The sequence below is a fragment of the Burkholderia cepacia genome, assembly GCF_001718835.1.
Taxonomy (GTDB): domain Bacteria; phylum Pseudomonadota; class Gammaproteobacteria; order Burkholderiales; family Burkholderiaceae; genus Burkholderia; species Burkholderia cepacia_F.
The window spans coordinates 1,872,142-1,885,099 of record NZ_CP013444.1 but is presented as its reverse complement, the minus strand read 5'-3'; the positions used below and the strand labels follow the sequence as shown (position 1 = coordinate 1,885,099).

Below are 12,958 nucleotides of genomic sequence, written 5' to 3'. Positions count from 1 at the left end.
CCGGGCAGCATCCGCCTTCAGTCGCCGAACCCGATCTCCGCTTCCAGCGACTGGCCGACTTCGAGAAAACGCCCCGCGCCGCGCACGACGATCGCGTTGATGCCGAACGTCAGCTCGCCGCCGAAGTTCGGGTTCGCGCGATAGGTCTGCATCGTGTCGGTCGGCTCGTGCGGCCACGCGGGATCGGGCGCGCCGGTGACCTGGTCGATCGTCGGCATCGGGCAGCGCGTGCACGGCTTCACGAAACGCAGCCGCACCGGCGTGTCGCCGTCGGCGTCGAGGTGCTCGACGAAATCCTCTTCGTACGCATCGAGATCCGACACCACGATGTTCGGCCGGAAGCGGTTCATCGGAATCGCCGGTGCACCCTTGGCGGTGAGCCGCGCGTTCAGGTCGTCGAGCGACGACTGGCCGATCACGAGCAGCGGGTAGCCGTCCGCGAAGCGTGTGCGTATCGATCTCGCCGGTCCATTTACGGTTGCAGCCGCGGCGCGCGTCGGGCGCGAAGCGCGCGAGCTTCGCGGGCGTGGCGAGGAATTCGGTGAGCCAGACGGCCGTTTCAGCGCCCGTGTCGATCGCATCGACGGTGTCGCGCCACACGGTCGCGGCCATTTTCGGCGTTTGCGCCGACGCTTCGCCATCGAGCGGCGTGCGCAGCTCGGGCATGCCGGGTGCGTTCAGCACCAGCGCGTCGCCGTCGAATGCGGGCTGCACGAGCGCGAGGCGTGGGTGCGTGCGCTGCGTGATCATCTCGCCGGCCGGGTCGGTCACCATCCAGTGACGGTCGTATGCGAGCCCGGTGTCGAGCAGCAGCGCGCGGCGCAGCGCGATGCCGGCGCAGGATTTGATCGGATAGACGAAGAGTTCGGCGATGGCTGGCATGGTGCTGGCTTCGACCGACGGGGAAAGTCAAAGCGCGATTGTGCCAGATCGCTTTGTTGCACGTTGGCGCAACCTCGTCAGGCCGGCAGCGGAAAGCCGCGATCGAACGTGGTACGCACGTCGAGCGGCTGGCGCAGCAGCCCCGCCTTCAGGTAGAAGTCGGCGGTGCGCTGCTGTTCGGCGACGACCGTCGCGTCGATCGGCAACCAGCGCGTGTTGCGGCGCTCGAACTGCAGCTTCGCGGCTGCCGGCGGAATGCCGATGATGCGCGCGAGCGCCGCCGAATACGCGTCGGCATGCCGGTACGACCATGCCTGCGCGCGCACGACGCGCCGCAGGAAATCGTGCAGCACGTCGCGCCTGGACGCGATCGCCGCGTCGGTCGCCGCGATGTAGCTCAGGCCGGACCACAGCCCGCGGCCGCTGACGAGCACGCGCGCGCGCCCGCTCGTTTCCGCGAGTGCGGTATAGGGCTCCCAGGTCGCCCACGCATCGATCGAACCGGTTGCGAGCGCAAGCATCGTATCGGCCGGCGGCAGGAAGCGGAACGAAACGGCGTCGGGAGGCAGGCCGGCCGCGTCGAGCGCCTTCAGCGTGACGAAATGCCCGATCGAGCCGCGCGTGGTGCCGATGCGCCTGCCCTTGAGGTCGGCGGCGGTCTTCAGCGGCGCGTCCGGCCGCACGACGACGGCAGTGCCGTACGGGTCGGAGCGGTTCGCGCCGATCACCTTGATGCGTGCGCCCGACGCGAGCGCGAAGATCACCGGCGCGTCGCCGATCGGCCCGCAGTCGACGGCGGCCGCATTGAGCGCTTCGGCGAGCGGCGCGGCGGCCGGGAACTCGGTCCACGCGATGTCGTACGCCAGGCCGTTCAGTTCGCCGGCTGCTTCCAGCAGCGCGCGCAGCCCGCCTTTCTGGTCGCCCGCGCGCAGCAGCGGCCGCGTGCCCGATTGCGCGCGCAGGGTGGCCGGGGCCGCGGCGAGCGTTGCGCAGGCAGCGGCTTGGGTCAGGAAATGGCGTCGGGTCGGATTCATCGTGGGGCTCGGTCAGTCGGGAAGGAGTCCGGTCGCGGCGGTGGCGCGCTCGTCAATGCGGGAGTCCGGCCTGTACGTCGCGCACGGGCTCCGTGTCGACGCGCAGCAGCAGCGCGGTCAGCGGATCGCCGCCGGCGGCCGGCGCGGCGGAACGCGTGGGATCGGACGCGCTGCACAGCAGGTCGGCATCCGACCAGCCCGCGCTGCCCGGCAACGCGCGCGCCCGCAGCCAGCCGCGGCGATCGGCGAGGAGCTGCGTGCCGCCGAGCGCATCGGGCGGCGTCCCCGCGATCGTCGCGAAAGCCAGCCACGCGCCGGGCGTCGCGGCGACGCAATCCGCCCGCCCTGCGACGGCCGGGACGGCGGCCGGTTCCTGCGCGACCACGAGCGTCTGCCAGCGCGCGTCCTCGGCCGGCGGCGGCGCGCCGCGCGAGAGCGCGACGACCCGCACGCGCTGGCCTGCGCGCCAGCGATCGAGCGGCAGCGTCGCGGGCTGCCCGCCGCAGCGCACGTCGAGCGCCGGCAGCGGGACGGGCACGGGCCACGCGCCTTTCGCCTGCGCGCCGCTGCCCGCGGCGAGCGCTTTCAGGTAGCCGAGCACGGCCCAGGTGTCGCGGGGCCCGAGCGTCGCGGCGAAGCCGGGCATCGATTCGGCGCCGTGCGCATCGCGCATCCCGTGCCGCACGCGCCAGGCCAGCTCGCCGTCGAGGCGGCGGGCGAGCAGCGTGCCGGCGAAGGTCGGCGGCCAGTGCGCGAGCGACGCGGCGAGCGGCCCTTCGCCGCGCCCGTCGGCGCCGTGGCACGCCGCGCAATGACGGTCGTACAGTCGCGCGCCATGCACCACGCTCGCCACCGAAAACGGCGCGGGATCGCGCTGGAAACTCGTCGGCACGGCGGGCGAAAGCCACAGCGCGGCCGGCGGCCACGGCGCGCACCATGCGGCGAGCAGCGCCGCGCCCAGCGCGACGATGCGATGCCTGCGCGAAACAAGCGCGATGAACGCGAGCATTGCTGCGAGCGTTACCAGCCCGAACGCGATCGCGAGCTGCCGCGTCAGGCCCGCATCGATGCGCAGCGTCTCGATCGCGATCCGCCGCGTCCATGGCCACGCGGCCTGGCCGTCCGCATCGGCGCTCAGGCCGACGGCGTGCAGCAGCCGTGCGAAAGTCGATTGCAGTCGATACAGCGCTTGCAGGAACGCGAGCGACCATTCGGGGAACGGCGGCGCGCTCATCGGCGGCGCGCCCCGGGCAATGCGGCGCCGCGCATCTACCAGCTCGCATCGAGCCCGAGATGCCGCAACGCGTCGTGACGCAGCTCGGCGAGGCGCGGGTCGCCGCGATGGCGCGGATAGGGCAGCTCGACGCGCAACTCGGCGACGATCCGCGCGGGACGCGGCCCGAACACGATCACGCGCTGCGCGAGGAACAGCGCTTCCTCGACATCGTGCGTGACGAGCAACGCAGAGAAACCGTCGCGTTGCCACAGTGCGGTGAGTTCGGCCTGCATCGTGAGCCGGGTGAGCGAATCGAGCTTGCCGAGCGGCTCGTCGAGAATCAGCAGGCGCGGATCGTTGACGAGCGCGCGGGCCAGCGCGACCCGCTGCGCCATCCCGCCGGAAAGCTGATGCGGGAACACGTTCGAGAATTCCTGCAGGCCGACGCGCGCGAGCGCATCGTCGACGCGATGCTGCGACGACACCCGCGCCACGCCGCGCGCCTCGAGGCCGAGCGCGACGTTCGCGCGCACCCGCCGCCACGGGTACAGCGTCGGGTCCTGGAACACGACGATGCGCGACGGATCGGGTTGCTCGATCGGCACGCCGTCCTGCGCGATTCCGCCCTGCCGCGCGGCGTCGAGGCCCGCGACGAGGCGCAGCAGCGTCGATTTCCCGCAGCCGCTCGGGCCGAGCAGCGCGACGAATTCGCCGGCCGCGACCGACAGCGTGACGTCGTCGAGCACGGGCAGCGGGCCGCCGGGGCCGTCGAACGCATGGCTCACGCGGCGGATGTCGATGCGCGCGCCGCGCGGCGCCGTGACGGCAGACGCGGCGGGCGAAGCGGAAGCGGACGATTCGAGTACGGCGGCGCTCACCATTTGACGGTTCCTTTCTGCCACGCGAGCACGCGGTCGCGCACCGCGAACAGCAGCGCGATCAGCCCGGAAAACAGCAGCGCCATCACGATCAGCGCCGCATACATGTTCACGTACGATGCCCAGCCCTGCGCCCAGCTCAGGTACCAGCCGAGCCCGGACTTGACGCCCATCATCTCGGCGACGACCAGCACCGTGAACGATGCGCTCAGCCCCATGAAGATGCCGACGAACACGTGCGGCAGCGCGGCCGGAATCGCGACGCGCAGCACGAGGAAGCGCGCGTTCGCGCCGAGCGTGCGGGCGACGTCGTAATACTGCTTGTTGACGCTCGCGACGCCGGACCACGTCAGCACCGCGACCGGGAAGCCGGTGGCGAGCGCGATCAGGAACGCGGCGGCGGAATAGCTCGACGGGAAGAAGTAGAACGTGAGCGGCAACAGCGCGGTGGCCGGCACGGGGCCGAGCACGCGCAGCACCGGATGCACCCAGTAGCCGATCCGGCGCGACCAGCCGATCGACACGCCGACCGCGAAACCGACCGCGACGCCGTACGCAAAGCCGAGCGCGAGCAGCTTCAGCGTGTTGCCGGCGCTGCCGAGGAGGCGCGGCCAGTCGTCGACGTAGACCTCGATCAGGGCCTGCGGCGGCGCGAAGAACGGCGTCGGCAGCCAGCCGGTTTTCGCGGTGACGATTTCCCACGCGGCGAGCACGAGCGGCAGCGCGACGAGCCACGGGCCGGCCGGGCGCACGCGCGCGAGCGGCGCGCGCAGCGCGGCCAGGCGCGGGCCGAGCGCCGCCAGCGCGAGCAGCCACGCGGCGATCGTCCACGCGGCCGTGCCGAACGTGTCCGTGTACGCCCAGTCGCTGAAGCCGACGACGCGGTTCGGCCACAGCTGCGTGAGGGCGCCGAGCGCGGCCCAGGCGAGCGCGGCGGCGATGCCGGTCGGCCAGGTGCGCGCGCGGCGCGCTTCGGCCGCCGCCTGGGCGGTTTCGCACGTGGAGCAGGCGACGCGGGATGCCGGCGCAGCGACGTGCGTACCGGCCGGAGCCGACGTGGCGTGCGCCACGGAAACCTGTTCGATCGTCGACATCGCGTCACCCAAGCACGTTCGCATAGACCTGCTGCGCGAAGCGCTGCGGGTCGGTGCTCTTCTTCAGCACGCTGATGCGGCGGAAATCGTCCGCATAGAACGCGATCTCCTGCTGCAGGTCGACGTTGGTCGGGTGGTGCGTGTAGGTGAGCGTCGCGTAGAGCTTGCGCAGGTCCTCGGGGCTGATCTTCGGCGAATACTTCGCGAACACCTTCGCGGCTTCGTTCGGGTTGTCGTGCGTGGACTCGGTGGCCTGCACGATCGAGCGCGCGAGTGCGGCGGCGGACGGCCGGTCGTTGCGCACGAGGTCGCCGCGCGCGCCGATCACGCAGCAGACCTTGCGTGCGTATTCGCCGGACAGGTTCGTCGCGAGTTCGGTATACGCGCCGTTGCTGCGCTTTTCGAGCAGGTAGAGGTTCGGGTCGCCGTCGGCGATCGCGTGGATCTCGCCCTTGTCGACCGCGACGCCGAGCAGGTCGGCCGGATACTGCCGCCACGTGATGTCGCGCTCGGGATCGATCCCGTTCTTCGCGAGCAGGATCGAGAAGAAATGCTTGCCGGGCGCGGCCAGGTCGCTGACGCCGACCGTCTTGCCCTTCAGCGCCTGCAGCGTCGTGACGCCGGCTGCCTTCGCGCCGAGCAGCCGCACGCAGCCGCCGTGCGAGCTGCCGATGATCTTCACGTCGAAGCCGGCTTCGAGCGGCTTCAGCCAGCGGTGGATCATCCCGACCGCCGCATCGGCCTTGCCGGTCGCAATCGATTCGAGCAACTGGTCGGTCGAGCCGCTGTAGTTGATCAGTTCGACCTTCAGGCCGTTCTTCTCGAAGAAGCCGCGCTCCTGCGCGACGACGATCGGCGTCAGGCAGAACGCGTTCTGGTTCCACGCGAACGTGAGCTTCTTCAGCGGCGGCGCGGACCAGGCCTTGCGGCCAAGCGTGAGCGCGGGCGCGGCGAGCGCGGCGGCGCCGGCCGCGCGCAGCAGGCGGCGGCGCTGGTCGTCATGCGCATCGTGCGTCTTGGGCGCGGGGGCGGCGGGGTGTGTCATCGGCAGGTCTCCGGTCGTGCGGGGTGATGCGTGACGCTCAGTCGAGCAGGTCGGGTTCGTCGGCGACGACGCGCGCGAACAGGCTGTCGAACGCATGCAGCGCGCCCTCGGGGCCGCCGATCTGGCCGTGCGTGTGGCGCGCGGTGGCGTGATCGATCGGTTGCGGCGTGCCGGCCGCCTCGGCCAGCAACTGCGTGTGCGCGGCGTTGTCGAGCGCGATGTACCACCATGCGGCGGCCTCGACCGTCGGGCCGGCGGTCAGGATGCCGTGGTTCTTCAGGATCGCGCCCTTGTGCGTGGTGCCGTCCGGTTTCGCAAGCGCATCGGCGATCCGTGCGCCTTCGCTCGTGTCGACGACCATCCCCGTGAAGTCGTCGAACAGCGCGTGGTCTTCATAGAACACGCACGCGTCCTGCGTGAGCGGATCGAGCGGACGGCCGAGCGTCGACCACGCCTTGCCGTACGTCGAATGCGTATGCGCGGCGGCGACGATGTGCGGATGCGCGTCGTGGATTGCCGCATGGATCGCGAACGCGGCCTTGTTCAGCGGCCGCGTGCCGATCGCGGTTTCGCCGCGCGCGTTGACGAGCAGCAGGTCGGACACCTTGATCTGCGAGAAATGCACGCCGAGCGGGTTCACCCAGAAGTGGTCGGGCAGTTCGGGGTCGCGTGCGGTGATGTGGCCGGCGAGCCCCTGTGCGAAGCCCAAGCGTGCGAACACGCGGAACGCGGCCGCGAGCCGCTCCTGACGGTGACGGCGCTCGGCGGCGACGTCGATGCGCGGCGCGGGCGGATCGAACCAGAAATGCTGGCGCGGCGACGCGGCGAGCGCGAGGCCCGACGCAGTGCGTTCGAGTGCGGACGGAACGGCGGACATCGTCAGGGTCTCCCGGGTTGCGTCAGGCCGCGCGGCGCGCCGCGTCGCGTGCGGCGACGGCGCCGCGCACGCGCGGAATCAGTTCGCGGCCGTAGTCGATCGCATCTTCCAGCGGATCGAAGCCGCGGATCAGGAACGTCGTGACGCCGAGGTCGTAGTAGTCGAGCAGCGCATCGGCGACCTGTTCGGGCGTGCCGACCAGCGCCGTCGAATTCGAACGCGCGCCGGTGAGCTTCGCGATCTCGGTCCACAGCCGCTTGTCGACGCGCGAACCGCGTTCGGCCGCGGCCAGCAGGCGGCGCGCGCCTTCGCTTTGCTGCGGGCCGCCGGCGCCGAGGCCGGCCGCTTCGCGCAGCCGGCGTGTTTCGTCGAGGATGCGGTGCGCACGCGCCCACGCTTCGTCCTCGGTCGCGGCGAGGATCGGGCGGAACGACACGGAGAAACGCACCTGCCGGCCGTGCTTCGCGGCTTCGGCGCGCACGCGGGTCGTCAGGTCGCGCACCTGGTCGAGCGATTCGCCCCACAGCGCATAGACGTCCGCGTGCTTGCCGGCCACGGCGAGCGCGGCTTCCGATGCGCCGCCGAAATAGATCGGCACATGCGGCTTCTGGTGGGGCCGCACGTCGGAATAGCCCTGGCGGAAGCGGTAATGCGCGCCGTCGTGATCGAACGGCTGCGCCTCGGTCCAGATCCGCCGCAGGATGCCGAGGTACTCGTCGGTGCGCGCATAACGCGCGTCATGGTCGAGGAAATCGCCGTCGCGCTGCTGCTCGCTGTCCGAGCCGCCGGAGATGAAGTGCACGGCGAGCCGGCCGCGGCAGAACTGGTCGAGCGTCGCGATCTGCCGCGCGGCGAGCGTCGGCGCGGTGAAGCCCGGGCGATGCGCGAGCATGAAGTGGATGCGCTCGGTCGCGGCCGCCGCGAACGCGATCGTCAGCGTCGCCGACGGGCCGGTCGAGTGATGCGGCACGAGGATCCGGTCGAAGCCGGCCGTCTCGTGGGCGCGGGCAAAGTCGCGCACGTAGCCGGGATCGACCGCCGGGCCGGACGGCGGGTGGATTTCCGACTGCTTCTGGCTCTGGATCATGCCGATGAATTCGACGCTCATCTGGGTCTCCGCTGGGTCTTCCGGTACAGGGCTCCGGCAACGGGCCGGACTGGAGCGCAGATTAACGTCGCGATCATGCGGGATGGAAATAATCAATCCCGATTTGAATATCAGATTTGCATGGTTTGATCGATCGGGCGGCGCGCCTACGCTTGGCGTTCGCGCTCCGCTTGCGCCTTTTCCTTTTCGATGGAATCCGTTTCGATGCCTGCCCGCCTTGCCGTTTCCCCGCCACCGTTACAGCCGCAGCTGCAGCCGTTGTCGTTGCGGCACCTGCCCGCCGCCGACGGCTACGCCGACGCGCGCATTGCCGCGCTGCTCGAGCGCCTCGCGCCGGAACTTGCCGCCGATGCGGCGCGTAACGACGCCGACGGCCGTTTTCCGCACGAGAACTTCGCGCGGCTGCATCGCGCGGGGCTGATCGGGCAGGTCGTGCCGCGCGAGCATGGCGGTGCCGGTGCGACGCTCGCACAGGCGAGCCGGATCGTCGCCGCCGTCGCGCGGGCCGATCCGGCCACCGCGCTGGTGCTGACGATGACCTATCTGCAACATCGCGCGCTCGGCCGGGCCGACAACCGCTGGCCCGCGCAGGTGCGGCGCGCGGTGTTCGACAGCGCGGTCGCGCACGGTGCGCTGATCAACGCGCTGCGGGTCGAGCCCGCGCTCGGTTCGCCGTCGCGCGGCGGCCTGCCGGAAACGGTTGCACGGCGCGACGGCGACGGCTGGCGGCTGTCCGGCCACAAGCTGTACAGCACCGGGATTCCGGCGCTGCGCTGGCTGGCCGTGTGGGCGCGCACCGACGAACCGGCGCCGCGGGTCGGCGTGTTCCTGGTGCCGCGCGACCGCGATGCGGACGGCGATCGCATCCGCGTGATCGAAAGCTGGAATCACCTCGGCCTGCGTGCGTCGGGCAGCCACGAGGTCGTGTTCGACGACGTCCGGCTGCCGGCCGATTACGCGGTCGACGTACGCGCACCGGACGCATGGGCCGTGTCGGCGGCGAGCCACGTGGACCTCGACGCGCAGGCCGACCAGCAGGCGTGGATGGTCGCGCTGCTCGGCAGCCTGTATGACGCGGTGGCGCGCGCGTCGCGCGACTGGCTGGTCGGGTTCGTGACGACGCGTGCGCCGAGCGGGTTGGGCGCACCGCTCGCGACGCTGCCGCGCGTGCAGGAAGCGGTCGGCGAAATCGAGGGCTGGCTGCACGCGAATCGCGTGCTGCTCGACGACGCGATCGCGCGCGCCGACGCCGGCGCGCCGCTCTCACTGACGACGAGCGGACTGGTCAAGCGCACCGTGACCGAGCACGCGATCCGTGCGGTCGAGCAGGCGCTGAAGCTGTCGGGCAATCACGGGCTGAGCCGCGCCAATCCGCTCGAACGCCACTATCGCGACGTGCTGTGCAGTCGCGTGCATACGCCGCAGGACGACGCGATCGCGGTGGCGGCGGGGCGTGCGGTGCTCGACGCGGCGCGGGAGGCGGAAGGCGGTGCGCAACGGGAAGCGCGTGCGCGGCGGCGCGGCGGCGCGTAAGCCGCGCATGGCAGCCGTTGCCGGCGAGATGGCCGGGCCGGGCGTGAGCTTACGCAGCCTTGTCGTTCGCGTGCGCGGGCAGGCTGAACGCGGCGAGCGCCTGTTCGGCCACCGCTGCGAGCGGCGCGCCGAAGCGGGCCGCATCGTGCCGGCGCAGCAACCACAGATCGATGTGCGGCTTGAAATCGGCGAGCGGCACGATGTCGAGCGCGTCGCGCAGCGGGCTGCCTTCGACGAGCGGCAGCGGCATCAGCCCGATGCCGAAGCCGTTCGCGACGCTCTGCAGTTGCAGGTCGCGGCCGTAGGTGTCGAGCGTGACCGGCATCGGCAGGCCCTGCGCGTCGAGCGCGCGCCGCAGGCCCGCGCGAAAGCCGCAGCCGTCGGGATTGAGCACCCAGCCATGTGCGTGGCAATCGGCGAGCCGGTAGCTGCGGCGCGGCCAGTCGCCCTTGCGGCCGACCGCGACGAGCCGCGTGGCCAGCAGCCGTTCGCCGTCGACCTGTGCCGGCAGCACCATCTCGCGCGCGAGGAACACGAGCGCCGCATCGAGTTCGCGGCGGGCGACGCGCTCGACGAGCATGCCGCCCCACGCGGTCGTGACCTGCGTCGCGAGCGCGGGCCACTGCGCGGCGAGTTCGGCGATCAGCGCGGGCAGCATCAGTTCGCCGAGGCCCTGCGTGAGCCCGATCCGGAACTCGCCGGCGGGCGGCTGCTCGCCGGCCGTCAGCTCGCGCAGCGCATCGACTTCGCGCAGGATCGCGCGACACTGCTCGAAGACCTGCCGGCCGATGTCGGTCGGGCGCGGCGGCTTCGTGTTGCGATCGAGCAGGGTCACGCCGAGCGCTTCCTCGAGATTCTGGACGCGCCGCGTGATCGCGGGCTGCGTCATCCCGAGCTCGGCCGCGGCCTGGCTCAGGGTCTGGCAGCGGACGACCGCTGCAAAAGCGTCGATATCGCTAATTTTCATGTTTGTTCTGCATGGTCTTTCGGGTGCATCATGACGATCCATCATATTCGAGGAGCCAGCCGATGAGTACGCTTTCGTTGCATCAGACGCCGCTGCGTCCGTTCGTCGACGGACTGGGCGCGCTGCTCGCGTCCGGCGCGGACGAAGCGCGCATCCTCGACGAGGGCGGTGCGCTGCTCGCCGCCCTCGTCGAACACGACGACTGGTTGCCCGACGCGTTCGCGCAGCCCGACCCCGCGCGCTACCGGCAGTACCTGCTGCATCTCGACCCGGACGAGCGGTTCTCGGTCGTCAGCTTCGTGTGGGGGCCCGGCCAGACGACGCCGATCCACAACCACACGGTGTGGGGGCTGATCGGGATGCTGCGCGGCGGCGAATTCTCGCAGCCGTACCGGTTCGACGCGCAGGGGCGGCCGGCGCCGGCAGGCGACGCGGTCCGGCTCGCGCCGGGCGAGATCGAGGCCGTGTCGCCGCGCATCGGCGACGTCCATCGCGTGACCAACGCGTTCGCCGATCAGGTATCGATCAGCATCCACGTGTACGGCGCGAACATCGGCAAGGTCGAGCGTGCGGTGTACCTGGACGACGGCACCGTGAAACCCTTCGTGTCGGGCTATTCGAATGCGTGACGCGCCGCGTGGCCGAGGATTCCATTCACTTCTTTCACCGACTTCATCCGACATCGTGACGCAACCCGCTGATTCCCCCCAATGCTTCGCCGCCGCGTCGTACCAGGATGTGCGCGCGCGCCTGCTTGCCCGCGACGAGATCGCACTGATCGACGTACGCGAGGAAGATCCGTACGCGCAGGGCCATCCGCTGTGGGCCGCCAACTTTCCGCTGTCGAAACTCGAACTCGACGCGTGGACGCGGATTCCGCGCCGCGACACGCCGATCGTCGTATTCGGCGAAGCGGGCGGCGAGGATCTCGCGCCGCGCGCGGCCGCGAAGCTCGCGCAACTCGGCTACACCGACGTGCGGCTGCTCGACGGCGGCCTCGCGGGCTGGCTCGCGGCGGGCGGCGAACTGTTCATCGACGTGAACGTGCCGAGCAAGTCGTTCGGCGAATGGGTCGAGGCCGAGCGGCATACGCCGTCGCTGTCCGCGCAGGAGGTGCAGGCGCTGATCGACGCGCAGGCCGATGTCGTGATCGTCGACGCGCGCCGTTTCGACGAATACCAGACGATGAACATCCCGACCTCGACGAGCGTGCCCGGCGCGGAACTCGTGCTGCGCGTGCGCGCGCTCGCGCCGAACCCGGCGACGCAGGTCGTCGTCAACTGCGCGGGCCGCACGCGCAGCATCATCGGCACGCAGTCGCTCGTCAACGCGGGGCTGCCGAATCCGGTCGCGGCGCTGCGCAACGGCACGATCGGCTGGACGCTCGCGGGCCAGACGCTCGAGCGGGGTGCCGCGCGGCGCTTTCCGGACGACATCGACGCGACGCAGCGCGACGAAGCGCGCCGCGCCGCGCGCGCGGTGGCCGAACGCGCGGGCGTGCCGCGCATCGCGCTCGCCGACGTCGCCGCGCTCGACGAACCGGGCCGCACGCTGTACCGCTTCGACGTGCGCACGCCGGAGGAATACGAAGCCGGCCACCTGCCGGGTTTCCTGAGCACGCCGGGCGGCCAGCTCGTGCAGGAGACCGACCATCATGCGGCCGTGCGCGGCGCGCGGATCGTGCTCGCCGACGACGACGGCGTGCGCGCCGACATGACCGCGTCGTGGCTCGCGCAGATGGGCTGGGACGTGCGTGTCGTCGAGCCGGCCGGCGCGGCCGCTTTCGGCGAGCGCGGCCAGCCGCCGCGCGACGTGCCGGCGACGCCGGCCGTGGCGGAGGTATCGCCCGCGACGCTCGCGGGCTGGCTGAAGGAGGCGGCGCCCGGCGAGCTGGCGATCGTCGACGTGACGGCCAGCGCGAACTACGTGAAGCGCCATATCCCGGGCGCGTGGTTCGCCGTGCGTGCGCAGCTGCGCGACGCGCTCGCGGCGATTCCGGCCGCGAAGCGTTATGTGTTCACGTGCGGGTCGAGCCTGCTCGCGCGTTTTGCGGCGGACGACGCGCGTGCGCTGCTGCCCGCGTCGGCGCAGATCGTGGTGCTGGCCGGCGGCACCGCGGCGTGGATCGACGCCGGGCTGCCGCTCGAAAGCGGCGAGACGCATCTCGCCTCGCCGCGCGTCGACCGCTACCGGCGCCCGTACGAAGGCACCGACAACGCGGCGGCCGCGATGCAGGCGTATCTCGACTGGGAATACGGGCTGGTCGACCAGTTGAAGCGGGACGGCACGCACCACTTCAACGTGATCTGACGCACGGTGGCGCG

Annotated in this window: 11 protein-coding genes and 1 pseudogene; 3 read left to right on the top strand and 9 right to left on the bottom strand. The window is 71.4% G+C overall.

The genetic code is table 11. The features are described 5' to 3' along the window. Positions 1-17: 17 nt before the first annotated feature. From WT26_RS28425 to WT26_RS28390, 8 genes and pseudogenes are all read right to left on the bottom strand, one after another. A pseudogene (locus WT26_RS28425) lies at positions 18-882 on the bottom strand (MOSC domain-containing protein). A 77-nt stretch (positions 883-959) separates the two neighbouring features. Continuing rightward, the gene (locus WT26_RS28420; RefSeq protein WP_069274505.1) at positions 960-1,916 is read right to left on the bottom strand and encodes an ABC transporter substrate-binding protein; all 957 of its coding nucleotides are present in this window, start codon (positions 1,914-1,916) and stop codon (positions 960-962) included. A gap of 52 nt (positions 1,917-1,968) precedes the next feature. Beyond that, positions 1,969-3,150 carry a c-type cytochrome gene (locus WT26_RS28415; protein ID WP_069274504.1) on the bottom strand — a complete coding sequence of 394 codons (1,182 nt, stop codon included), beginning with the start codon at positions 3,148-3,150 and terminating at the stop codon, positions 1,969-1,971. Positions 3,151-3,185: 35 nt separating this feature from the next. Continuing rightward, on the bottom strand, positions 3,186-4,013 hold the full coding sequence (locus WT26_RS28410; RefSeq protein ID WP_069274503.1) for an ABC transporter ATP-binding protein: 828 nt from the start codon (positions 4,011-4,013) through the stop codon (positions 3,186-3,188). Next, entirely contained in the window at positions 4,007-5,104 is a 1,098-nt protein-coding gene (locus tag WT26_RS28405) for an ABC transporter permease (RefSeq protein ID WP_069275175.1), read from the bottom strand. The genes WT26_RS28410 and WT26_RS28405 overlap by 7 nt, the downstream gene beginning before the upstream one ends. A gap of 4 nt (positions 5,105-5,108) precedes the next feature. Next, entirely contained in the window at positions 5,109-6,149 is a 1,041-nt protein-coding gene (locus WT26_RS28400) for an ABC transporter substrate-binding protein (protein WP_069274502.1), read from the bottom strand. A 37-nt stretch (positions 6,150-6,186) separates the two neighbouring features. After that, positions 6,187-7,026 carry a class II aldolase/adducin family protein gene (locus WT26_RS28395; protein ID WP_059666679.1) on the bottom strand — a complete coding sequence of 280 codons (840 nt, stop codon included), beginning with the start codon at positions 7,024-7,026 and terminating at the stop codon, positions 6,187-6,189. 22 nt (positions 7,027-7,048) lie between these two features. Further along, the gene (locus tag WT26_RS28390; protein ID WP_069274501.1) at positions 7,049-8,134 is read right to left on the bottom strand and encodes an LLM class flavin-dependent oxidoreductase; all 1,086 of its coding nucleotides are present in this window, start codon (positions 8,132-8,134) and stop codon (positions 7,049-7,051) included. A gap of 204 nt (positions 8,135-8,338) precedes the next feature. Between WT26_RS28390 and WT26_RS28385 the strand changes: the two genes are divergently transcribed. Then, positions 8,339-9,667, top strand: coding sequence for an acyl-CoA dehydrogenase family protein (locus WT26_RS28385; protein ID WP_069275174.1), 1,329 nt, complete (start codon positions 8,339-8,341; stop codon positions 9,665-9,667). Between the two features lie 49 nt (positions 9,668-9,716). Here WT26_RS28385 and WT26_RS28380 read toward each other — a convergent pair whose 3' ends face one another. Further along, positions 9,717-10,634 (bottom strand): LysR family transcriptional regulator, encoded by a 918-nt coding sequence (locus WT26_RS28380; RefSeq protein ID WP_069274500.1) that lies wholly within the window; start codon positions 10,632-10,634, stop codon positions 9,717-9,719. Positions 10,635-10,696: 62 nt separating this feature from the next. On the opposite strand from WT26_RS28380, the gene WT26_RS28375 reads away from it, so the two are divergent. Together WT26_RS28375 and WT26_RS28370 are read left to right on the top strand one after the other, a co-directional pair. Then, positions 10,697-11,263 (top strand): cysteine dioxygenase, encoded by a 567-nt coding sequence (locus WT26_RS28375; RefSeq protein WP_069274499.1) that lies wholly within the window; start codon positions 10,697-10,699, stop codon positions 11,261-11,263. 55 nt (positions 11,264-11,318) lie between these two features. After that, a complete protein-coding gene (locus WT26_RS28370; RefSeq protein WP_069274498.1) occupies positions 11,319-12,944 on the top strand; it encodes a rhodanese-related sulfurtransferase in 1,626 nt (541 codons plus the stop codon). Positions 12,945-12,958 lie beyond the last annotated feature (14 nt).

What these genes read in the sequence shown, in the direction of transcription:
- WT26_RS28420 (WP_069274505.1), bottom strand. Translation starts at nt 1,916, where the DNA reads ATGAATCCGACCCGACGCCATTTCCTGACCCAAGCCGCTGCCTGCGCA.
- WT26_RS28415 (WP_069274504.1), bottom strand. Translation starts at nt 3,150, where the DNA reads ATGAGCGCGCCGCCGTTCCCCGAATGGTCGCTCGCGTTCCTGCAAGCG.
- WT26_RS28410 (WP_069274503.1), bottom strand. Translation starts at nt 4,013, where the DNA reads ATGGTGAGCGCCGCCGTACTCGAATCGTCCGCTTCCGCTTCGCCCGCC.
- WT26_RS28405 (WP_069275175.1), bottom strand. Translation starts at nt 5,104, where the DNA reads ATGTCGACGATCGAACAGGTTTCCGTGGCGCACGCCACGTCGGCTCCG.
- WT26_RS28400 (WP_069274502.1), bottom strand. Translation starts at nt 6,149, where the DNA reads ATGACACACCCCGCCGCCCCCGCGCCCAAGACGCACGATGCGCATGAC.
- WT26_RS28395 (WP_059666679.1), bottom strand. Translation starts at nt 7,026, where the DNA reads ATGTCCGCCGTTCCGTCCGCACTCGAACGCACTGCGTCGGGCCTCGCG.
- WT26_RS28390 (WP_069274501.1), bottom strand. Translation starts at nt 8,134, where the DNA reads ATGAGCGTCGAATTCATCGGCATGATCCAGAGCCAGAAGCAGTCGGAA.
- WT26_RS28385 (WP_069275174.1), top strand. Translation starts at nt 8,339, where the DNA reads ATGCCTGCCCGCCTTGCCGTTTCCCCGCCACCGTTACAGCCGCAGCTG.
- WT26_RS28380 (WP_069274500.1), bottom strand. Translation starts at nt 10,634, where the DNA reads ATGAAAATTAGCGATATCGACGCTTTTGCAGCGGTCGTCCGCTGCCAG.
- WT26_RS28375 (WP_069274499.1), top strand. Translation starts at nt 10,697, where the DNA reads ATGAGTACGCTTTCGTTGCATCAGACGCCGCTGCGTCCGTTCGTCGAC.